18 protein-coding genes are annotated in these 21,171 nt (G+C 72.1%); 12 read left to right on the forward strand and 6 right to left on the reverse strand.

The genetic code is table 11. The annotated features are described in order from the left end of the window. Window positions 1-73 precede the first annotated feature (73 nt). From ACGFIS_RS31015 to ACGFIS_RS31025, 3 genes are all read right to left on the reverse strand, one after another. Window positions 74-1,141, reverse strand: coding sequence for an MBL fold metallo-hydrolase (locus tag ACGFIS_RS31015; RefSeq protein WP_392973377.1), 1,068 nt, complete (start codon window positions 1,139-1,141; stop codon window positions 74-76). Between the two features lie 75 nt (window positions 1,142-1,216). Continuing rightward, a complete protein-coding gene (locus ACGFIS_RS31020) occupies window positions 1,217-2,083 on the reverse strand; it encodes a hypothetical protein (protein ID WP_392973379.1) in 867 nt (288 codons plus the stop codon). 52 nt (window positions 2,084-2,135) lie between these two features. Beyond that, complete coding sequence (locus ACGFIS_RS31025; RefSeq protein WP_392913252.1) at window positions 2,136-3,440, reverse strand: M20/M25/M40 family metallo-hydrolase; 1,305 nt, start codon at window positions 3,438-3,440, stop codon at window positions 2,136-2,138. 211 nt (window positions 3,441-3,651) lie between these two features. Between ACGFIS_RS31025 and ACGFIS_RS31030 the strand changes: the two genes are divergently transcribed. The 9 genes from ACGFIS_RS31030 to ACGFIS_RS31070 all read left to right on the forward strand — a co-directional run bounded on the left by ACGFIS_RS31030 (window position 3,652) and on the right by ACGFIS_RS31070 (window position 13,592). Then, window positions 3,652-5,271: an ABC transporter substrate-binding protein gene (locus tag ACGFIS_RS31030; RefSeq protein ID WP_392913250.1), complete on the forward strand. Its 1,620-nt coding sequence runs from the start codon at window positions 3,652-3,654 to the stop codon at window positions 5,269-5,271. 6 nt (window positions 5,272-5,277) lie between these two features. Further along, window positions 5,278-6,204 carry an ABC transporter permease gene (locus ACGFIS_RS31035; protein WP_392913248.1) on the forward strand — a complete coding sequence of 309 codons (927 nt, stop codon included), beginning with the start codon at window positions 5,278-5,280 and terminating at the stop codon, window positions 6,202-6,204. 9 nt (window positions 6,205-6,213) lie between these two features. Next, window positions 6,214-7,116, forward strand: a complete 903-nt coding sequence (locus tag ACGFIS_RS31040) for an ABC transporter permease (RefSeq protein WP_392913246.1) — start codon at window positions 6,214-6,216, stop codon at window positions 7,114-7,116. Between the two features lie 20 nt (window positions 7,117-7,136). Continuing rightward, window positions 7,137-8,171, forward strand: a complete 1,035-nt coding sequence (locus tag ACGFIS_RS31045; protein WP_392913244.1) for an ABC transporter ATP-binding protein — start codon at window positions 7,137-7,139, stop codon at window positions 8,169-8,171. Beyond that, a complete protein-coding gene (locus ACGFIS_RS31050) occupies window positions 8,155-9,192 on the forward strand; it encodes an ABC transporter ATP-binding protein (protein WP_392913242.1) in 1,038 nt (345 codons plus the stop codon). Before ACGFIS_RS31045 ends, ACGFIS_RS31050 begins: the two co-directional genes overlap by 17 nt. A 43-nt stretch (window positions 9,193-9,235) precedes the next feature. Continuing rightward, a complete protein-coding gene (locus ACGFIS_RS31055; protein ID WP_392913240.1) occupies window positions 9,236-10,096 on the forward strand; it encodes a spermidine synthase in 861 nt (286 codons plus the stop codon). Beyond that, entirely contained in the window at window positions 10,096-10,680 is a 585-nt protein-coding gene (locus ACGFIS_RS31060; RefSeq protein WP_392913238.1) for a sigma-70 family RNA polymerase sigma factor, read from the forward strand. Before ACGFIS_RS31055 ends, ACGFIS_RS31060 begins: the two co-directional genes overlap by 1 nt. A 49-nt stretch (window positions 10,681-10,729) precedes the next feature. After that, window positions 10,730-11,503, forward strand: a complete 774-nt coding sequence (locus tag ACGFIS_RS31065; protein WP_392913236.1) for an SDR family oxidoreductase — start codon at window positions 10,730-10,732, stop codon at window positions 11,501-11,503. A 103-nt stretch (window positions 11,504-11,606) separates the two neighbouring features. Next, window positions 11,607-13,592 carry a SpoIIE family protein phosphatase gene (locus ACGFIS_RS31070; RefSeq protein WP_392913234.1) on the forward strand — a complete coding sequence of 662 codons (1,986 nt, stop codon included), beginning with the start codon at window positions 11,607-11,609 and terminating at the stop codon, window positions 13,590-13,592. A gap of 24 nt (window positions 13,593-13,616) precedes the next feature. On the opposite strand, the gene ACGFIS_RS31075 is transcribed toward ACGFIS_RS31070, so the two are convergent. Beyond that, complete coding sequence (locus ACGFIS_RS31075) at window positions 13,617-14,774, reverse strand: hypothetical protein (RefSeq protein ID WP_392913295.1); 1,158 nt, start codon at window positions 14,772-14,774, stop codon at window positions 13,617-13,619. Continuing rightward, window positions 14,762-15,616, reverse strand: coding sequence for a DUF4253 domain-containing protein (locus tag ACGFIS_RS31080; protein WP_392913232.1), 855 nt, complete (start codon window positions 15,614-15,616; stop codon window positions 14,762-14,764). Before ACGFIS_RS31080 ends, ACGFIS_RS31075 begins: the two co-directional genes overlap by 13 nt. Window positions 15,617-15,795: 179 nt before the next feature. On the opposite strand from ACGFIS_RS31080, the gene ACGFIS_RS31085 reads away from it, so the two are divergent. Together ACGFIS_RS31085 and ACGFIS_RS31090 are read left to right on the forward strand one after the other, a co-directional pair. Continuing rightward, complete coding sequence (locus ACGFIS_RS31085) at window positions 15,796-16,302, forward strand: NUDIX domain-containing protein (protein ID WP_392973381.1); 507 nt, start codon at window positions 15,796-15,798, stop codon at window positions 16,300-16,302. Between the two features lie 68 nt (window positions 16,303-16,370). Continuing rightward, the gene (locus tag ACGFIS_RS31090) at window positions 16,371-18,728 is read left to right on the forward strand and encodes a penicillin acylase family protein (RefSeq protein WP_392913228.1); all 2,358 of its coding nucleotides are present in this window, start codon (window positions 16,371-16,373) and stop codon (window positions 18,726-18,728) included. Here ACGFIS_RS31090 and ACGFIS_RS31095 read toward each other — a convergent pair. Continuing rightward, window positions 18,715-19,383: a TetR/AcrR family transcriptional regulator gene (locus tag ACGFIS_RS31095; RefSeq protein ID WP_392913226.1), complete on the reverse strand. Its 669-nt coding sequence runs from the start codon at window positions 19,381-19,383 to the stop codon at window positions 18,715-18,717. The two genes, ACGFIS_RS31090 and ACGFIS_RS31095, sit on opposite strands and share 14 nt — an antisense overlap. 74 nt (window positions 19,384-19,457) lie before the next feature. Here ACGFIS_RS31095 and ACGFIS_RS31100 point away from each other — a divergent pair, with 74 nt between their 5' ends. After that, window positions 19,458-21,068, forward strand: a complete 1,611-nt coding sequence (locus tag ACGFIS_RS31100) for an ABC-F family ATP-binding cassette domain-containing protein (RefSeq protein ID WP_392913224.1) — start codon at window positions 19,458-19,460, stop codon at window positions 21,066-21,068. Window positions 21,069-21,171 lie beyond the last annotated feature (103 nt).

Consider the following 21,171-nt stretch of genomic DNA (forward strand, 5'->3'; position numbering starts at 1 on the left):
CGACAAGGACATCGTCGTCCAGACCGGCGTTGACCAGGGGGAAGACGCTGCCTAACGATCACTGACCCCTGTCTCATTTGACTTGACACCTACCGTAGCGGCGGACGCCGGCCTCGTCGTGGGCGTCCAGGACGCCCCGGTCGGCCAGGACGTCCAGGTGGGCCTCGATCTCCAGGACGGCCAGCATCCGGCTGAAGGCGTCCAGGTCGCCGAGCGAGCGCCTGCGGCGCGTCCACGGCATGGCGGCCGCGACCTCGAAGGCCGTCGTGTGGCCCGCGCGGACCTGCGCGGCGGCGGTGTCGAGCCGCTCGGCGTGATGCTCCATCAGCTGGTCGATCCGGGTGTGCACGCTCGGCGTCACGGGGCCGTGCGCGGGCAGCAGCAGCGTGTCGGGCATGTCGCGGACGAGGCGCAGCGACTCCAGGTAGCTGCGCAGCGGCTTGCGCTCCGGCTCGGTCTCCAGCCCGATCGACGGGGTGATGTGCGGCAGGACGTGGTCTCCGGCGAACAGCAGCCCGGCGTCCGCGTCCCGCAGGACGATGTGGCCGCGGGTGTGGCCCGGCGTGGCGAGCACGTCCAGGCCCCGCCCGGTCAGGCCGACGCGTTCCCCGTCGTCGAGCCAGGCGTCCGGGAGGGTGTGCGGGACGTCGCGCTCGGACCGCTCGACGGGCGTCCCCGCGATCTCGTCGGCGATCGCGTCCGCGCCGCAGCGGCGCAGCATCTCGACCTGCCGGGGGTGCAGCCCCCGGCGGACGTCGAACGCCTCGATGGACGCCCGCTCGCCGCGCCCGATGCGCACCCGCGTCCCGAACGACTCGCGCAGGGCGAGGGCCTGAGAGTAGTGGTCCCAGTGCGCGTGCGTGACGAGGAACTGCGCCACGTCGTCCAGCCCGTGGCCGAGCGTGCGCAGGGCACGTTCCAATGACGTCCGCGTGTCCGGCATGGCCCAGCCGGAGTCCACCACGACGACGCCGCCGGCGTCCTCGATGACGTACACGTTGACCGCGTGCAACGCGGGGATCGGCAGCGCCAGGGGGATCCGGTGGACCCCCGGCGCCACGGGATGCGCGCCGGGTTCGGTCCAGTCAGTCGGCTGCTCCACGACCGGTGCCGTCACCGCGCGCCCCCTGTTGTCGATCACCCGTATTGGAATTCCGTTCTACTAGAACGTACTTCATGCCGTACACCCGGTTCGTGACCGGGGTGGTGGCCTGGGTCACCCGTGCCGCGCGTCCCGGTCGGCCGCACGGCGCGCCTCCGCGGCCGCCGCGCCGGCCTCCCGAGCCGCCTCCTCGGCGCGGGCGCGGTTCTGCTCGGCGCGCTCCGCCCGCCGCGCCGCCGCGTCGCGCTCGGCGACCGCCTGCTCCAGCTCGTGCCGGAGCCGCCCCACCTCAGCGGACGCCTCGCCCGCCGCCCGCTTCGCCTCGTCGGCCCGCTCCCGGCGCTCGGCGAGCTTGCGGTCCGCCTCTTCGGCGCGCCTGCGCAGCGTCTCCGCCCGCCGTGCCCGCGCGGCACTCGTCCGGGTGACGTTCGACCTCGCCCGCCGGGGTTCCTTCACCGTCGCGGCCTTCTCCCCCTCCTCCTCCTCCTCGGCCCCCGGTGCCATGGGGAATCCGGCGGGAACGAAACCGGTGTGGCTGCGCGGCTGCGGCAGCCGCCCCTCCCGCACCTCCTCGGCGATGCCCGCGTCCACCGTCGCCGCCTGGAGCGTGTCCTCCACCTCGCGGAGGGCCTGCTCGCGCAGCGGATTGCCCGCCTGCGCGGCGAGTTCGCCCGCGGCGCGCACCAGCGACCCGACCAGTCGGGCCCGGCGCTGCTCCAGGTCCCCGAGCCCGCCGCCCGAGCCCCACGCCGAGCGCAGCTCGTCCCCGACGTCCAGCAGCCTTCCCAGCTCGCCGGCGGCCGAGCGGGCGAGAAGGTTCACCGCCCAGGCCGACAGCGTCGGGCGCCGCAGCGCCCCGATCCGCTTGGCGAGCGGCCCGTCGCCCGCCGCCTTCGCGTCCTGGGCCAGGCGCTTGCGGGTCGCCACGAACTGCGCGGGCTGGACGCCGTAGAGCTCATCGGCCGCACTGGAGAAGTCCACGCCCCGTCTCTACCCGTTTCAGCTCCCCACCCGTTTCAGTTCTCCACCCGGTTCAGCGGGTGTCGAGGAAGCGGTCCAGGACCCGGGTTCCGAAGGCCAGGCCGTCCAGCGGCACCCGCTCGTCCACGCCGTGGAACATTCCGAGGTAGTCCAGATCCGGCCCGAGCAGCAGCGGCGCGAAGCCGAAGCTCGCGATGCCGATCCGGTGGAACGCCTTGGCGTCGGTCCCGCCCGCCATCACGTACGGGACGGGGCGGGCGGACGGGTCCTCGGCGCGCAGCGCGCCCGCGAGCGCGGCGAACGTCGGGCCCGCCGGGTCGGCGGCCGGGGCCTCCTCATGGTTGATGAACTCGCGGGTGACGCCCGGGCCGAGGAGCCGGTCGACGGTGGCGAGGAACTCCTCGCCCGTGCCGGGCAGGTAGCGGCCGTCGACCTGCGCGGTCGCGATGTCCGGCACGACGTTGACCTTGTAGCCGGCGTCGAGCCGGGTCGGGTTGGCCGAGTTGCGGACCGTCCCGGCGAACAGGCGGCCGACGCCGCCGAGGCGGGCGGCCTCCTCGTCGAGCCGGTCGTGGTCGATGGCGGTGCCGAGCGCGTCCGCCAGGCCGTCCAGCAGGGCCCGGACGCCGGGGGTCAGCCGGACGGGCCAGCGGTGGGAGGCCAGCCGGGACACGGCGTGCGCGATCTCGGCGACGGCGTTGCCGGGCGCCGGCTTGGACCCGTGCCCGGCGGTGCCGCGCGCCGTCAGCCTCATCCAGGCGGTGCCGCGCTCTCCGGTCGCGATCGGGTAGATCCGCGTCCCGCCCGCCTCCACGCTGAACCCGCCGGACTCGCTGATCGCCTCGGTGCAGCCGTCGAAGAAGTCCCGGTGCTCGCGCGCGACGTACCGGGACCCGTAGTCGCCGGTGCACTCCTCGTCGGCCAGGAACGCCAGAACGAGGTCCCCGCGCGTGCGCCGCCCCTCGCGGAGCCGCCGCCGGACGGTGGCGAGCGTCATCGCCACGCTGCCCTTCATGTCGACCGCGCCGCGCCCCCACACGCACCCGTCGCGGACCTCGCCCGAGAACGGCGGGACGGTCCACCCGGACGGGTCGGCGGGCACCACGTCCAGATGGCCGTGGACCAGGAACGCGGGATGCGCGGGGTCGGTGCCGGGAATGCGGGCCAGCACGCTGGCGCGGCCGGGCGCGGCCTCGACGATCTTCGCCTCGGCGCCCGCCTCGTCCAGCAGCGCGGCGACGTGCTCGGCGGCCGGCCGCTCCGGGCGCGCCACGCCCTCACCCCGGTTGGTGGTGTCGAAGCGGATGAGATCGGCACAGATCGCGGCCGCCTCGGTCCCGGTCGGGTCGTCGCGCACCTTCCCCCCCCAGCAGCCACTTCCGTAATAAACCTGTATTTTCGCCGCTCGCTGACCTCTGTCAATGGAAGATCAAGAACGTCTCGATCCGGTTTCGACTCCGTGAGCCCCGTACACAAACCGTCACCGTGAGCAGACGCTGCGAGGAATCTAGGTGCCGCGGGTGGCCAAGCACCCGCGGCGCGACGCAGCGACCGGGCCGAGGAGGACCATGTCAAGCCAGAGGGGTGCCGGAAGGGGTGTCCGCGGGAGGGTCGCGGGGCTCGCCGCGGTGGCGCTGGCCGCGTCGCTCGGCCTGTCGGCCTGCGGCGGCGACAGCGCCGGCGCGAGCGACGGCACGTTCACCGTGGGCCATTCCGAACCCGACCACCTGATGCCCGCCAACACCACGAGCAGCTACTCCTTCGACGTGATCACCGAGCTGTTCGACAACCTGATGACGCTCGACGCGGAGGGCGAGGCCGTCCCGCTGGCCGCCGAGTCGGTCACCTCCGACGACCAGAAGGTCTGGACGATCAAGCTGAGGCCGGGGCAGAAGTTCCACAACGGCGAGCCGGTGACCGCGCAGAGCTTCGCCGACGCCTGGAACCACGCCGCGTACGGGCCGAACGCCATGGGCGCCAACGACTACTTCTCGGCCATCGAGGGGTACGAGGCGATGAACCCCGAGGACGAGAACGCGAAGCCGGAGGCCGAAACGCTGTCCGGGGTCGAGGTCGCCGACCAGAACACGCTGAAGGTCACGCTCGGCGACCCGTTCAGCCCGTTCCCGCTCCTGCTCACCCACCCGGCGTACGCGCCGATGCCGAAGGCCGGGCTCAAGGACCCCAAGGCGTTCGACGAGCATCCGATCGGCAACGGCCCGTACATGATGGACGGCGGCTGGGAGCGCAACAAGCAGATCAAGCTCGTCGCGTTCCCCGGCTACACCGGGCCGCGCAAGCCCAAGAACAAGGGCGTGACCTGGAAGAGCTACTCCAGCGCCGACACCGCCTACACCGACCTGCGGGCCGGCCGGATCGACGTCCTGCAGACCATCCCGTCCGGCAAGGTGCCCGAGGCGAAGCAGGTGCTGGGCGACCGGTTCCTCGCCCGCAAGATGAGCACGACCGACTACCTGGGCTTCCCGCTGTTCGACGAGCGGTTCGCCGACCCGGACCTGCGCAAGGCGATCTCGATGGTCATCGACAGGGAGGGCATCAACAAGGCGGTCTACAACGGCGACTACTTCCCGGCCGACTCGCTGGTCCCGTCCATCATCCCCGGCCACCGCGACAACGCCTGCGGCGAGCCGTGCACCTACGACCCGGCCAAGGCCAAGCAGCTGTTCGACAAGGCCGGCGGGTTCAAGGGGACGATGGAGCTGTACTTCTCCAACTCGCAGCCGACCTACGCGCAATGGATGCGGATCGTCGCGAACTCCCTGCGCGACAACCTCGGCATCCAGGACATCGAGTTCCGGCAGGTGCCCGCGTCCGACTACTTCTCCATGCTGAGGGAGCGCGAGGAGAAGGGCCCGTACCGGCAGAACTGGGAGGCCGACTTCCCGAGCCCGCAGAACTACCTGGAGAACCTGTGGGGCTCGGCCAACAACCGCATGGGCTGGACGAACAAGGAGTTCGACGACCTCATCGCCAAGGCCAACCGGACGGCCGACCGGCAGGAGGCCGTGAAGCTCTACAACCAGGCCGAGGACATCGCCATCCGGGAGATGCCGATGATCCCGCTGTGGACGTGGGCGGGCCAGGGCGGCCGGTCGGACGACGTGGGGAACGTCAGGATCACCCCGTTCTCGACCGGCCTGGTCGCCACCGAAGTGACGGTGAAGTAGCCCGCGATGTGGCGCTACGTCGTCCGGCGGCTCCTGCAGGCGGTCCCGGTCTTCTTCGGCACCACGCTGCTCATCTACGCGATGGTGTTCGCGCTGCCGGGCGACCCGATCCAGGCGCTCGCCGGGGACAAGCCGGTCCCGGACAACGTCCTGCGGGAACTCCGGGACCGGTACAACCTGGACGATCCGCTGCTGGTGCAGTACGCGAAGTACATGTGGGGTCTCGTCCAGGGCGACCTGGGCGAGAACTACACCGGCCAGAGCGTCTCGGAGATGCTCAGCGGGCGCTGGGCGGTGACCGCGCAGCTGGCGCTCACCGCCTGGATCTTCGAGCTGGCCATCGGGATCGTCCTCGGCGTGTGGGCGGGCCTGCGGCGCGGCAGGCTCGCCGACACCCTCGTCCTCGGCGGGACGACCCTGGTGATCGCGGTCCCGGTGTTCGTCCTCGGCTACATCGCGCAGATCGTCTTCGGCCTGCACTGGAAGATCTTCCCGACGGCCGGGACGGACGAGGGGTGGCCGCTGAGCTACCTGCTGCCCGGCATCGTGCTGGGCTCGCTCGGCCTGTCGTACGTGGCGCGGCTGACCCGGACGAGCCTGTCGGAGAACCTGCGGGCCGACTACGTCCGCACCGCCAACGCCAAGGGGCTGTCGCGGGCGCGGGTCGTCGGGCGGCACGCGCTGCGCAACTCGCTGATCCCGGTGGTGACCTACCTCGGCGTCGACTTCGGGAACCTGATGGGCGGCGCGATCGTGACCGAGGGCATCTTCAACCTGCCCGGCATCGGCCAGCAGGTGTTCCAGTCGATCCAGCTCAAGGAGGGCCCCGTCGTGGTCGGCGCGGTCACGGTGCTCGTGCTGATCTTCCTGCTGGTCAATCTCCTCGTGGACCTGCTGTACGGGGTCCTGGACCCGAGGATCAGGTACGAGTAGGGGGCGGCGATGACGGCGAAGGAGGCGGAGGCCGAGGCCCTCGCCGCCGCGGGCGGGGAGATCGGCCGGGCCTCGCTGTGGGACGACGCGTGGCGCGACCTGCGGCGCCGCTGGGTCTTCTGGGGTTCGGTGTCGATCCTCGCGGTGGTGGCGTCGATGGCGGCCTTCCCGGGCCTGTTCACCGGCCGCGCGGCCAACGAGGGCTGCGACCCGAACCTGGCCAAGCTGGGCCCGTCCGGCGAGCACTGGTTCGGCACCGACCTCGCGGGCTGCGACTACTACGCGCACGTCGTGCACGGCGCCCGGCCGACGCTGCAGATCGGCGTCGCGGTCACGCTGTTCGCACTGCTGATCGCGCTGGTGTTCGGGATGCTGGCGGGCTACTATGGCGGGTTGCCGGACGCGCTGATCGCCCGGATCACCGACGTGTTCTTCGGGCTGCCGTTCGTGCTGGGCGGCACCGTGATCCTCGTCGCGTTCCCCGGCCACGGCGTCGGCGCGATGACGCTGGTGCTGGTGCTGCTCGGCTGGACGACGATGATCCGCATCATGCGGGGGCAGGTCATCTCCGTCCGCGACGCCGACTACGTGCAGGCCGCGCGGCTGCTCGGCGCGTCCGACCCGCGGATCATGATGCGGCACATCCTGCCGAACGCGATCGCCCCGGTGATCGTGATCGCCACCCTCAACGTCGGCAACGTGATCGTGGGGGAGGCGACGCTGGACTTCCTCGGCGTCGGCCTGCAGTACCCGCAGGTCTCCTGGGGCCTCCAGCTCGGCCAGGCCAAGGACGTCTTCATGACCGACCCGCACCTGCTGATCTTCCCCGCGGCGTTCCTGTCGGCGACGGTCCTGAGCTTCCTGATGCTCGGCGACGCCGTCCGCGACGCCCTCGACCCGAAGCTGCGGTGACCGATGACCGGAGGCATCACATGACGGCGGACCTGAAGGGCGGCCCGGTCCCGGCGCCCCGCCCGGACGCGCCGCTCCTCGCCGTCGACGACCTGCACGTCAGTTTCCGGATGCGCGGCCAGGACGTGCACGCGGTGAACGGGCTGTCGTACACCCTCGCCCAGGGGGAGACGGTCGCGATCCTCGGCGAGTCGGGGTCGGGCAAGAGCGTCGCGGCCCAGGCCGTCATGGGCATCCTCGACGTCCCGCCCGCCCGGATCGGCCGGGGGTCGGTGCGGCTGCGCGGCGAGGAACTGCTGGGCCTGCCCGAGCGGCGGCGCCGCGAGTACCGCGGCGACCGCGTCTCGATGATCTTCCAGGACGCGCTGACCGCGCTGAACCCGGTGTTCACCGTCGGCGACCAGATCCGCGAGATGTACCGGGTGCGCCGCGGCCTCGGCCGCAGGGAGGCGAAGGACCGGGCCGTCGAGCTGATGGAGCGGGTCCGCATCCCGTCGGCGGCGCGGAGGCTCGGCGACTACCCGCACCAGTTCTCCGGCGGAATGCGCCAGCGCATCATGATCGCGATGGCGCTGGCGCTGGAACCGGACGTGCTGATCGCCGACGAGCCGACCACCGCCCTCGACGTGACCGTGCAGGCGCAGGTCATGCGGCTGCTGGCCGGGCTCCAGGACGAGATGGGCATGGGCATGGTGCTCATCACCCACGACCTCGGCGTCGTCGCCGGCGTGGCCGACCGGATCGTCGTCATGTACGCCGGGTCCGTCGCCGAGCAGGCACCCGCCCGGGGGCTGTACGCGCGGCCCGCCCACCCCTACACGCGCGGGCTGCTCGCGTCGGTGCCGCGCCTCGACCGGCGCGGGAAACCGCTCGTCCCGATCAAGGGGGCGCCGCCGGACCCCGCCGCGCTGCCGCCCGGCTGCCCGTTCCGGCCGCGCTGCCCGCGCGCGGAGGCGGTCTGCTCGGCGGAGCGGCCGCCGCTCGTCACCGTCGCGCCCGGCCACGCCGCCGCCTGCCACTTCGCCGAGGAGGTTCACGATGCCGGACCCGAGTGAGCGCGCACCCCGGCGGGACGCCCCGGTCCTCCGGGTGGAGGGGCTCGTCAAGCACTACCCGGTGACCCGCGGCATGCTGCTCAAACGCCCGGTCGGGCACGTCAAGGCCGTGGACGGCGTCGACCTGCAACTGCGCCGCGGCGAGACCCTCGGCGTCGTCGGCGAATCCGGATGCGGCAAGTCGACGCTGGCCAGGCTGCTGCTCGCCGCCGAACGCCCCACGGCCGGGACGGTCCGCTTCGACGGCCGCGACGTCTTCGCCATGCCGAAACCCGAACTGCGGGCGCTGCGCCGCCGGATCCAGATGGTGCTCCAGGACCCCTACTCGTCCCTCAACCCCCGCATGACGGTCGGCGACATCGTGGGGGAGCCCTTCGCGATCCACCCCGAGGCCGCCCCGAAACGGCGGCGGCGGGCGCGCGTCGAGGAACTGCTGGAACTCGTCGGCCTCGACCCCGGCCACGTCAGCCGGTACCCGCACCAGTTCTCCGGCGGGCAGCGCCAGCGCGTCGGGATCGCCCGCGCCCTCGCGCTGCGCCCCGACGTGATCGTGTGCGACGAGCCGGTGTCGGCGCTGGACGTCTCCGTCCAGGCGCAGGTCATGAACCTGCTCGCCGAGCTGCAGCGGGAACTGGGCCTGGCGTACGTGTTCATCGCACACGACCTGGCGGCCGTCCGGCACATCTCCGACCGCATCGCCGTCATGTACCTCGGCAAGGTCGTCGAGACCGGCGACGAGCACCAGATCTACGAGCACCCCACCCACCCGTACACGCAGGCGCTGCTGTCGGCCGTCCCGGTGCCCGACCCGGACGCGCCCGGATGGTCCGGCCGGATCGGGCTGGAAGGGGAACCGCCGTCGCCGCTGGACCCGCCGTCCGGCTGCCGGTTCCGGACCCGCTGCTGGAAGGCCCGCGACGTGTGCGCGGAACGGGAGCCCGCACTGGAGGAGCGGGACGGCTCCGCCCACCCCAGCGCATGCCATTTCGCGGCCGAGGAGGCCCTCACCGAACAAACCTGACGTTCCGCCGGTCTCCCGCAAGGGGTTCCGTAGGGTGGTGGACATGGCGCGCAAGGGCAGGCACGGTCCCCGGCCGAACACCTACAGGATCGACGGCGGGGAAGCCGAACTGCTGCGGGACGCCGACCGCGACGGCGGCTGGATGCTGCTCGTCGGGGGTGTGCCCCAGTCGTACGTGAACCTGTCCGACCCCACCTATCTCGACTTCGAGTACATGCGCCTCATGGGCGACGTGGTCGACTCCCTCGGCGAGGACGGCCGGGCGTTCGACGCGGTCCACATCGGCGGCGCCGGCTGCACCCTGCCCCGCTACATCGCAGCGACCCGGCCCGGGTCCCGGCAGATCGTCCTGGAACCCGACGCGGAGCTGGTCCGGCTCGTCCGCGAGCAGCTTCCCGTCAAGGGGATCCCCGGCCTGCGGATCCGCGTCACCGACGGGCGGACGGGGATCGCGGCGCTCGCCGACGGGGCCGACGACCTCGTGGTGATGGACGCGTTCGCCGAGGCGTCGATGCCGCCCGAGCTCGCGACCCGCGAGTTCGTACTGGACGCCGCGCGGGTGCTGCGGCCCCGGGGCGTATACATGATCAACGTCGCCGACGGGTTCCGGCTGCCGTTCGCCCGCCGGGTCGCCGCCACCGTGCGGTCGGTGTTCCGGCACACGCTGCTGATGGGCGACCCGGGCGTACTGCGGGGCCGCCGGTTCGGCAACCTGATCGTGGCCGGGTCGCGCGAACCGCTCCCGGTGTCCGCGCTGACGCGCCGCGCGGCGGGCGGCATCGTCCGGGCCCGGCTGCTGGAGGGCGGCGACCTCGCCGCGTTCTGCGCGGGCGCCGCGCCGATGCACGACGGCGAGGAGATCGTCGCGCCCGTCCCGCCGCCGCAGGTCTTCGGGAGACCCTGATGGACACCGGGCCGATGGCGGCCGGCGAGGCCGCGGAGTTCGAGGCGATGCGCCCCAGGCTGACGGGCATCGCCTACCGGATGCTCGGGGAGGTCCAGGAGGCCGAGGACGCGGTGCAGGACGCGTTCCTGCGCTGGAACCGCACCGACCGGGCCGCCGCCGAGGAGCCGCGGGCCTGGCTGACCAAGGTCGTCACCAACCTGTGCCTGAACCGGCTGACCTCCGCGCGGGCCCGCCGCGAGTCCTACATCTGGCCGTGGCTGCCCGAGCCGGTGCCGGCCGCCGCGCCGGGGCCGCTGGAGCCGCTGGAGACCGTCCAGCAGCGCGACTCGGTGTCACTGGCGCTGCTGACGCCGATGGAGTCGCTCACCCCCGCCGAACGGGCGGTGTTCGTGCTGCGGGAGGCGTTCGCCTACCCGCACCGGCAGATCGCGGACATCCTGGAGGTGTCGGAGGCGTCGAGCCGGGTGCCGGAGGTCTCCGGCGACCGGATCACGAGCCTGTTCATCATCGTCAATCCCGACAAGCTCGCCTTCGCCGACCGGGCGCTGTCACGTTCCGGGGAGTCGTCCGGTCCATCCTGACGGGAAGGGTCCCGATGGACGGACGGGACCCGAGTCGAAGGAGGAACCGATGATTCTCGTGACCGGGGCCAGCGGCACACTGGGCGGCCCCCTCACCCGCCTGCTCGCCGAGGCCGGGGCGGACGTGCACGGGCTGAGCCGCCGCACCAGGGACCCGGAGGGCGGCGTGACCTGGCACAGGGGCGATCTGTCCACCGGCGAGGGCATCGACGCCGCCGTCGCCGGCGCCGAGACGATCGTGCACTGCGCCAGCGACCCGTTCCACACCAAGCGGGACCTGCCCGCCGCGCGCCTGCTGATCGAGGCCGCGCGCAAGCAGGGCGCCCCGCACCTGATCTACATCTCGATCGTGGGCGTGGACAAGATCCCCTACGGCTACTACCGCACGAAGTACGCGGTGGAGAGGCTCATCGAGGACTCCGGGCTGCCGTACACGATCCTGCGGACCACGCAGTTCCACACGCTCCCGGACATGGCCCTGAACGTCCTCACGAAGATCCCCGGCATCGCCGTGCTCCCGAAGGGACTGCGCGACCAGCCGATCGACGTCGGAGAGGTCGCCGGGCGGCTCGCGGAACTGGCCCTCGCCGGCGGGCCCGCGCGGCGGGTCGACGACATGGGCGGCCCGGAGGTGCTGGCGTTCGAGGAGATGGCCCGCGCGTACCTGCGGGCGCGAGGGTTGCGCCGGCCCGTCCGGGTGCCGCTGCCGCTCTTCGGAAAGGTCGTCCGGGGATTCCGGGACGGGCACCACCTGACGCCCGGCCACGCCGTGGGCGAGCGAACCTGGCGACAATTCCTTGACGAACGCCACACGCGCACCTGACGGACGGATTCCGGTCGGTTCCCCTGCCGTATCGCCCGCATCGCGGCCCGTGATGTCCCATAATCGAGCGATGGAGTCGTCCACCCGAATTCTGATTCTCGGCATGGATTCGTCTGGGAGAATACTCCAGTTCGACCGAAACGCCGCCGCAGTTCTCGCCCCCAAGGGCGACGACCTGCAGGGCGCCCCGCTCGACGAGCTGATCCCCGGCGCGCGGGAGCCGCTGCTTGAGGCGATCAAGGCCGGGCGGGAGCGCACGGCGATGCTCGCCGTGGAGAACCCGGAGGGGGGCACCCTCGACGCGGTCGTCACCGTGCACCCCATGATCACCGTGCACCCCATGAACGGCGGCGCCCCCGACGTCGTGGCGCTCGCCGTCGTCCGGGTGCCGGTGCCGCTCGCCGACCGGTTCGTCGACCCCGCCGTGATCCGCAGGGCGCTGCTGGACGACGCGCTCCCGCGGATCGGCTCCACCCTCGACCTCGAAATGCTGGCGCGCGGCCTGATGGACGTGCTCGTCCCGCATTTCTGCAATTCCGGCGCCCTGCTCCTGCTGGAGCGCCACATCGACGCGGACGAGCCGCCGGACGGCCCGGAAGGCCCGCAGATGCGCCGCATGGCGATCGGGTTCGACGACGACGACCCGGCCTGGGACGCGACGTTCCCCACCGGCGAGTCGCTCGTCTACCCGGCGGACACCCCGCACGCGCTGTGCATGGCGTCGGGCGAGCCGGTGCTGCGCGCCCTCGGCGCCGAGGGCGCCGCGAAGCTCGCGGCCGGATGGCGCCGCCCGCCGGTCGCCGAGCTGCTCAAGGGCGCCTCGATGCTGCTGCTGCCGATCGCGTCCGCGGCGGGCGAACTCGGGTTCTTCGTCTGCACCCGCAACGTCGCGCACCGCCCCTTCGACGCCTACGACGTCGAGATCGGAATGGACTTCGCCAACCGGGCGTCCATCTTCATCGAGAGCGCCCGGCAGTACTCCAGGGAACGCGCCACCGCCCTCACCCTGCAGCGCAGCCTCCTGCCGACGGGTCTGTCGGCGCCGTCGCCGGTCGAGGTGCACCACCGCTACCTGCCGGGCAGCCGCCTCATCGAGGTCGGCGGCGACTGGTACGAGTCGATCGCGCTGCCGGGCGCGCGGGTCGCGCTGGTCGTCGGGGACGTCGCCGGGCACGGGGTGAAGGCCGCCGTCACCATGGGCCGGCTCCGCACCGCCATCCACACCCTCGCCGGGCTCGAACTGCCGCCCGCCGAGGCCCTCGAACGGCTCGACTCGCTGATGCGGACGCTCGGCGAGCGGGAGCCGCACTTCGCCACCTGCGCGTACGTCGTCTACGACGCGGTCAGCGGCAGATGCGAGGTCGCCAGCGCCGGGCATCTGCCGCCGCTGCTCGCCCCGCCCGGCAAGGACTCGGAGTTCCTGCCGGTGCCGCCCGCGCCGCCGCTCGGCGTCGGCGGCGACGGCCCGATCGTCAGCCGCGAGTTCACCGTCGAGGACGGGACGCTGCTGTTCCTCTACACCGACGGGCTCGTGGAGAACCGGGCCCGCGACATCGACGACGGGCTGGCGCGGCTGCAGGCCACCTTCGGCCCCGGCGCCGCCGCCCGCCCGCTGGAGGACCTGTGCCAGGCGGCGCTCGACGGCGTCTACGACGACCAGCACCGCGACGACATCGCGATGCTCGTGGCCCGGCTGGCGCGCATCCCCGCCGACCAGCACGCCACCTGGGAGCTGCCCGCCGAGCCCGCCGCCGTCCGCCGGGCCCGGGGCCTCATCCGCGACCGGCTGGCCCGCTGGGACCTCGACGACATGGCCCACTCCACGATGCTGCTGGCATCCGAGCTGGTCACCAACGCGATCCGGCACGCGGGCGGGCGGATCACGCTGCGGCTGGTGCGGGAGGGCGGCCTGGTCTGCGAGGTCTTCGACTCCTCCGACGGCCGTCCCCGGATCCGCCACCACGACGACGAGGACGACATGACCGAGTCGGGCCGGGGCCTGCACGTCGTGGGACGGCTGGCGCAGCGCTGGGGCGTGCGCCGCACCGTCGGCGGCAAGGTCGTCTGGTGCGAACAGGACCTGCCCTGACCCGCCGCGCGGGCGGGGGAGAGGTCAGCGCAGCACCGAGATGTGAATGTGGTCGTAGTGGTTCTGCGTGAGGCTCCCGCGGTCCTCCATCGGGCGCCAGCCTCCGCCGCGCACGTTCCAGATGTGCTGCTTCCAGATGACGTAGGAGATCCCGAGCCGCCGCGCGTTCCCGACGGCGTAGGCCGCGACCTGGTCGCCGTGCCGCAGCGCGCCGGCGCTCGGCATGCGCCCGCCGGTGCTCTCCATGAAGTCGCAGGCGCGGCCGTCGCCGTGGTCCTGCGCGTCGGCGGTGGAGCGGTGGCAGCCGATCACCGGGAACGGCCCGAAGAGCCTGGCGATCTCCAGCACCACGGCGCGCATCCTCGGCGTCATCCTGTTGCCGGTGATGGGGGTCGACTCGGCCGTCACCCCGTCCGGCCGTCCGGTCAGCCGCGGCCGCCCCTTCCGCTCGGTGGTCCCGGCCGGGGTCCGCGGCGGCGCCAGTGTCGCCACCTTCGTGCCGGGCGGCAGGATCTTCTTCAGCCGCGCCACGAGCTTGCCGGTGTCGCCCTTCGGGGCGCTGACGACCAGGCCGTTCCCGTCCGGCATGCCGAGTGCCCTGGCCTGTTCGCGGGACACGACCGCGTCGATGTCGCCGATGCCCATCGAGGCGTAGGCGCCGACGCGCACCCGGCCGGAGCGCTCGCTGCTGCCCGCGGGGACCACCGCGCCGAGCGGCAGCGTCCCGTCGCGGCTCTGCTCGAAGGACAGGGCCATGCCGCCCGACGCGATCGTCTGCCACAACTGGTCGGATTCCGCCGTCGCCTCGGGCGCGAACGCCCTGAACTTCGACGGGTCCACACCGAGCAGCCCCATGCGGTGCCCGCCGACCTTGGCCCGCGCGGCGTCCACGACCGTGACCCCGGCGACGCCCTTGAGCGCCCTGGCGCGCTCGACGGCCCGGGGCGGCAGAGGGGACGTCCCGGCGACGAGGAGGTGCGGTGTGTAGCGGCGGGTCAGTGGCGCGACCGCCGGGGCCTGCGGCGCCGAACCCCGGTCGACCGACACCAGGTCGTCCGCCCGCGAGTCCTCCACGCCGGCGTGCCACGAGACGAGGACCGTCACGTCGGCCGCCAGCGTCAGCGCGACGGCCGCGGCGACGATGGCGGGCAGCGTCCTCCCGCGCGCGGTCAGTCCCACCAGAAGGACCAGTTCGTCTTGCCGCGGATCTCCTCGGCGTAGCCTGCGAGGCTGCCGGGCCCCTGGAACAGGATGTCGGGGCAGAACGCCCAGTGCTCGGCGGCGACGTGGACGGCGTGCCGGGTCGTGACCGGCGGCGCGGCGACGCTGACCTCCAGGGTGTTGAAGCCGAGCCCGACGACGCGGGCGCCGAAGCGTTCCTCCCAGCTCCGCAGGACGGCGGCGAGCGGCGCCGTCCACTCGTTGTGGTTGAGGGCGCCCTGCCAGCCGGTGACGGCGAGGGCGTCGGCGCCCCGGTCCACCGCGACCAGGCCCAGCGACATGCCCCGCCTGGCGAGCGCGCGGGCGAACCGGTCGGCCACGGCGCCGGGGTCGTCGATCGGGATGCCGGGCGGGGCCAGGCCCGGGCAGTGCCGCCCGAACGGGGCGAGGTCGTCGAGATCCTCCTCGGCGACCTGATCCGCCCAGTCGGCCCACACCTCGTACATGAACGCGTGGGGATGGTAGTTGCCGATCTCCGCCGCCGGCTCGGGCGCGATCTGGCCGGACGCCCAGGGCTGGTCGCTCTCGTCCATCAGCAGCGGCCACAGGCCCGACCGGGGGTGCTCGGCGCGGAGCCCGCCCCACAAATCCCCGTGGACGGGCTCGTCGCTGAGCCAGAACGCGGGACGCATGAGCAGCCGCCGCTGCGGGTAGCCGGGATCGGGCCACACCAGGTCGCCCTCGGGCAGCGGCACCGACAGCGCGCGCTCGGCCGCGCCGCCGGGCCCGCCGCCGACCCCGTCGCTGTCGTCGAACAGCCGCGGCAGATCGCCCGGCAGGTGCCGGACCTCCACATCATCCATTTCACGCCGTTCCGGTACAGAGCATGCCAGTGGCGATCGTAACGGCGGCGGGGTCGCCCTGGGGGACGAGCCGTACGGTTCGGTCGTCCCGGTCAGGCGTCCGATCGTCCGCGGTCCGCGGTCCGCGGCGGCGCCGGACGCGGGCGTGCGAGGTGGCTTGCGGTGTGCTCCAAGGTGAGATGATCGGCGATATGCGCCGTGTGGAGGCCCGGTCCGGCCCACCTGGACTCGTCAGCGGGACCGTACGGGTCCGGCGGGCCGTCCGGGCGCTGCTGCTGGACGGCGACGCGCTCGTCCTGATCCGGCGCACCCGCCCGGGCCGTCCCGTCTACTGGACGACCCCCGGCGGCAAGGTCGAACCCACGGACGCGAGTCCCGAGGCGGCGCTGCGCCGCGAACTCGACGAGGAACTGGGCGCCACCGCCGGGCCCGTCCGGCAGGTCTTCGCCTGCGCGGAGCAGAGCCCGGGCCTCTACCGCCTCAACACGTTCTACGTGTGCCGCCTGACCTCGATGGACGTGTCCCGCAGGCACGGCCCCGAATTCGACGACCCCGGCAACGGCCGCTACGACGTCGACCGCATGGCCTGCACCTCCGCCGGCCTGGCGTCCATCGACCTCATCCCCGAGACGCTCGCCGCGTACCTCCATGACCACGCCGCCGACCTCCCCGGACTGCTGCCGTAGCGCTCAGGGGCTTGCCAGAGCTGTCGGCGTGTGCGAATTTTGCGGTGTTCTGTGATCAAGGAGCCGCAATGCCGCGAACCCTCCTGCGTGTGATGGGGACCGCCGTCCTCACCGCCGCCGCCCTGACCCCCGTGACCGCCGGCGCGGGGGCCGCCGCCACCGAGTTGCGCGCGGGGCGCGGCATGTCGGCGACCATCCGCTACACGGGATACGGCATCCCGCACATCACGGCGAAGGACTACGCCGGACTCGGATACGGCACCGGCTACGCGGCGGCGAAGGACAACATCTGCCTGATCGCGCAGGGCGTCGTCACGCTGAGCGGCGAACGATCCACGTACTTCGGCCCGGACGCCGCACCGGACGGGTCGCTGTCATCTGCGTCCACCAACCTGGCCAGCGACGTGTTCTTCACGGCCGTGAACGACAGCGGAATCGTCGAGAAGCTGAGCGCCGTGCCCGCCCCCTACGGCCCGGCCGCCGAGGTGCACGAGCTGAGCCGCGGCTGGGCGGCCGGATACAACCGGTTCCTGCGCGAAGGCGAGATCACCGACCCGGCGTGCAAGGGCGCGCCATGGCTGCGGCCCATCACCGAACTGGACGTCCAGCGCAGCGGCTACGCCCTCGCCATGCTCGGCGGGTCCGGAATGGTCACCGACCAGATCGTCGGAGCCGGGCCGCCCGGGGAGAACACGCCGCTGCGCAGGACGCAGTCGCCGCAGGAGGCCGCCGAGGCCGCCCGCAACCTGCTGCCGGACGCCGGCATGGGCAGCAACGCGATCGCCGTGGGGGGCCAGGCCACCGCGAACGGGCACGGGCTCCTCCTCGGCAACCCGCACTACCCGTGGCACAACGGGAGGCGCTTCTGGCAGATGCACCAGACGATCCCCGGCAAATTCAACGTCAGCGGCGCGGGCCTCCTCGGCTCGCCCGTGGTCAACATCGGCCACAACTCCACCTTCGCGTGGAGCCACACCGTCGCCAAGGGCGTGCCCCTCACCCTGGCGGAACTGCGCCTGGTGCCCGGCGACCCGACGTCCTACTTCGTGGACGGCAAGAAGGAGAAGATGACCAAGCGGCGGGTCACCGTCCAGGTCAAGCAGCAGGACGGCTCGCTCAAGCCGGTGACGAAGACGCAGTGGCGCAGCCGCTACGGCCCGATCGTCACGTCCGTCTCGGCCGTCGACCTCCCGTGGACGACGTGGAACGCGTACGCGATCACCGACCCGAACGCCACCAACGTGCGCCTCGCCAACACCTCGCTCGCCCTGGGCCAGGCCCGCACGACCGACGACGCCGTCCGCGCGCTCAAGCGAACGCAAGGCCTGCCCTGGGTCAACACCATCGCCGCCGACTCGCGAGGCAACGCACTCTTCGCGCAGATCCAGGTGCTGCCCAACGTCACCGACGAGTTCGCGGACCGCTGCAACAGCCTCCTCGGCCACCTGACGTTCCGCCAGGCCGGCCTGGCGATCCTGGACGGCACCCGATCGTCGTGCGCGCCGGGCAAGGCCCCCGGAACCGTCCAGCCGGGCATCCTCGACCCGGACCGCTACCCGGTACTGAACCGCGCCGACTACGTCACCAACTCCAACGACAGCCACTGGCTGTCCAACCCCGAGGAGCCGCTGACCGGCTACGACCGCATCATCGGCAACGAGAACGCGGTCCGCAGCCTGCGCACCCGCAGCGGCCTCGTCGCCGTCCAGGACCGGCTCGACGAGAGCAGGTTCACCCGGACCGACATGCAGAACCTCGTGTTCGCCAACCGCAACCACGCGGGCGAACTCGCCGCCGACGGCACCGTGGAGATGTGCCGCGACATGCACCTCGGCGAACCCTGCGACATTCTCGCCGAGTGGGACAGGACGGCCGACACCGGCAGCCGCGGTGCCCTCCTGTTCGACCGCTACTGGCGCAAGGCCACCGCCGCCTGGGACTTGTGGAAGACGCCGTTCGACGCGTCCGACCCCGTTGACACACCACGCGACTTCAACACCGGCTCCTGGGCGGCCCGCAAGGCCCTGATCGACGCGGTCGACGAACTGCGCAAGTCGAACATCCCCCTCGACGCGCCCCTCGGCGACCACCAGTACGTCACACGCAACGGCGAGCGGATCCCGATCGGCGGCGGCACCGAGGGCCTCGGCATCCTCAACAAGATCGAGGCCACGTGGACGCCCGGCAAGGGCTACACCGAGGTCAGGACCGGCTCCAGCTACGTCCAGGTGGTCTCCTTCGACGGCGACCGCTGCCCGGACACCCGGACGCTGATGACGTACTCGCAGTCCGCCGACCCGACGTCCCCGCACTACGCCGACCAGACCCGCCTCTTCTCCGAGAAGCGCTGGGTCACCGAAAGCTTCTGCCCCCAGGAGATCGACAAGACCCCCGGCCTGAAGGTCGTCGACCTCAGCGGAGGCTGACCCGGGCCAACCCCTCCAGCAGGCATTCCAGCCCTTGGACGAACGCGGCGTCCCACTCGTCCCCGCTCAGATGGCCGTGCGCGGCGAGGTTCGGATACCGGTCACGGTTGCGGGCGACATGCTCCGCGGCGGCCTCATGCTCCGCGGCCTCGTCGCCGCGCTGTGCCCCGACCTCCATGAGCGCTGAGCCGATGACATAGTTCGCGACCGCGTACGCGGCGCCTGCGAGCTGCGGCCCCGTCAGCCCTGTCGCGGCCAGAACCCCGTACAGGAAATCAGTGCGGGCCATGACGTTGGGGCCCAGAAGGGGACGTCCACCCAGAACCGCCGCCGACCACGGATGGTCCAGCATCGCGGCCCGCCACCCCGACATCAGCGCGGTCACGTCGGCGTGCCAGCCTGGCCCCGCGTCAGGCATGGGGACGTCGCCGAAGATGGCGTCGAGCGCCAGTTCCAGTACGTCGTCCTTCGTCCTGACGTGCCAGTACAGGGTCGTGGATCCGGTGTTGAGACGCTCGGCGAGCCGCCGCATCGTCAACCGCCCGACGCCCTCCTCGTCCAGCAGCGCCACGGCCTCGCCGACGATGCGTTCCCGCGTCAGAGGTGGCGCCTCCCTGCGCTGACGTTCCTGCCGCAGCCACACGCTCTCGCTCATGCGACCCAAGCTAGTACATTGAGCGATTACTAGACCAATGATCCGGTTACTCGAACAGCGTACGAGAGGATGGCATGGGACACATCGAGGTGAGCCGCCTGACATATGCGCTCCCCGACGGCCGGCTCCTCCTGGACGACGTGTCATTCCGCGTCGGCGAAGGCACCAAGGCGGCCCTCGTCGGGCCCAACGGCGCAGGCAAAACGACATTGCTGCGGCTGATCGCGGGTGACATCCGGCCATCGGAAGGCGTCGTGACTGGCTCCGGCGGCCTCGGCGTCATGCGCCAGTTCGTCGGCAGCGTCCGTGACGGGCGGACCGTCCACGACCTTCTGCTTTCGATCGCCCCCGAGAACGTACGGCACGCCGCGGAACGTCTCGCGGCCACCGAACGCGATTTGGCCGACGAGCGCGATATGGTCACCGAACCCGATATGGCCACCGAACGCAGCCAGCTCGCCTACGCGCAAGCCATCACCGACTACACCGACGCAGGCGGATACGACATCGAGGTCGTCTGGGACACCTGCACCACGGCGGCGCTGGGCCTGCCTTACGACGAGGTGAAGGCCCGAGGGGTGAACACCCTGTCGGGCGGGGAGCAGAAACGCCTCGTCCTGGAGGCCCTCCTCCGCGGCCCGGACGAGGTTCTCCTGCTGGACGAACCTGACAACTACCTGGACGTCCCGGCCAAGGAATGGCTGGCCGAAAAGCTGCGGGCCACGAACAAGACCATCCTGCTGGTGTCCCACGACCGCCGACTCCTCGCGGACACGGCCGACCGCATCGTCACCGTGGAGTCGCGGGGCGTCTGGATACACGGCGGCGGCTACCCGGGCTACGCACAGGCCCGCCGCGAACGCACCGGACGCCTCCACGAACTGCGCCGCCGCTGGGACGAGGAGCACACACGCCTCAAGCAACTCGTCCACACGCTCCGCCAACGCGCCGCCAACAACGACGCGGTCGCGTCCTCCTACCAGGCCGCCCGCACCCGCCTGCAACGCTTCGAAGAGGCAGGACCACCGCAGAGCGCCCCCAAGGAACAGAACGTGCGAATGCGCCTGCACGGCGGCCGCACCGGCAAACGATCCCTGATCTGCGAGTCCTTGGAACTGACGGGCCTGACGCGCCCTTTCGACACCGAGATCTGGTACGGCGAACGCGTGGCGGTACTCGGCTCCAACGGCTCAGGCAAATCGACATTCCTGCGCCTCTTGGGCGGACACGACGTCCCGCACACCGGAGCCTTCCGTCTGGGTGCCCGCGTGGTTCCCGGCCTTTTCGTCCAGACGCACACACGCCCAGACCTGCTCGGCCGTACACCGGCGGAAATCGTCATGTCGGAGAACGCACTGACCCGCAACGACGCCATGGCCGCGCTCGCCCGCTACGAACTGGCCCCCGCGGGCTCCCGCCCATTCGAAACGCTCTCCGGCGGCCAGCAGGCCCGCCTGCAGATTCTGCTCCTCGAACTGTCCGGCGCGACGCTTCTCCTGCTGGACGAGCCGACCGACAACCTGGACCTGGCCGGCGCCGAAGCACTCCAGGAGGGTCTGGCGTCCTACTCGGGCACCGTGCTGGCCGTGACCCACGACCGCTGGTTCGCCACCGACTTCGACCGCTACCTGATCTTCGCCTCCACAGGCGACGTCCACGAGTCGCCCACGCCACTGTGGAAATGACGCGTCGGCGCCCCCCGCGGCGCAGGGGTGTCAATCTAACGGCCGGGTACCCCGCTGAATCGCACCAGCCCGTGAAGGGCAGGTCGTGGAGGGGCACGTCGTG

This window comes from Spirillospora sp. NPDC048824, from assembly GCF_043198455.1.
GTDB lineage: Bacteria > Actinomycetota > Actinomycetes > Streptosporangiales > Streptosporangiaceae > Spirillospora.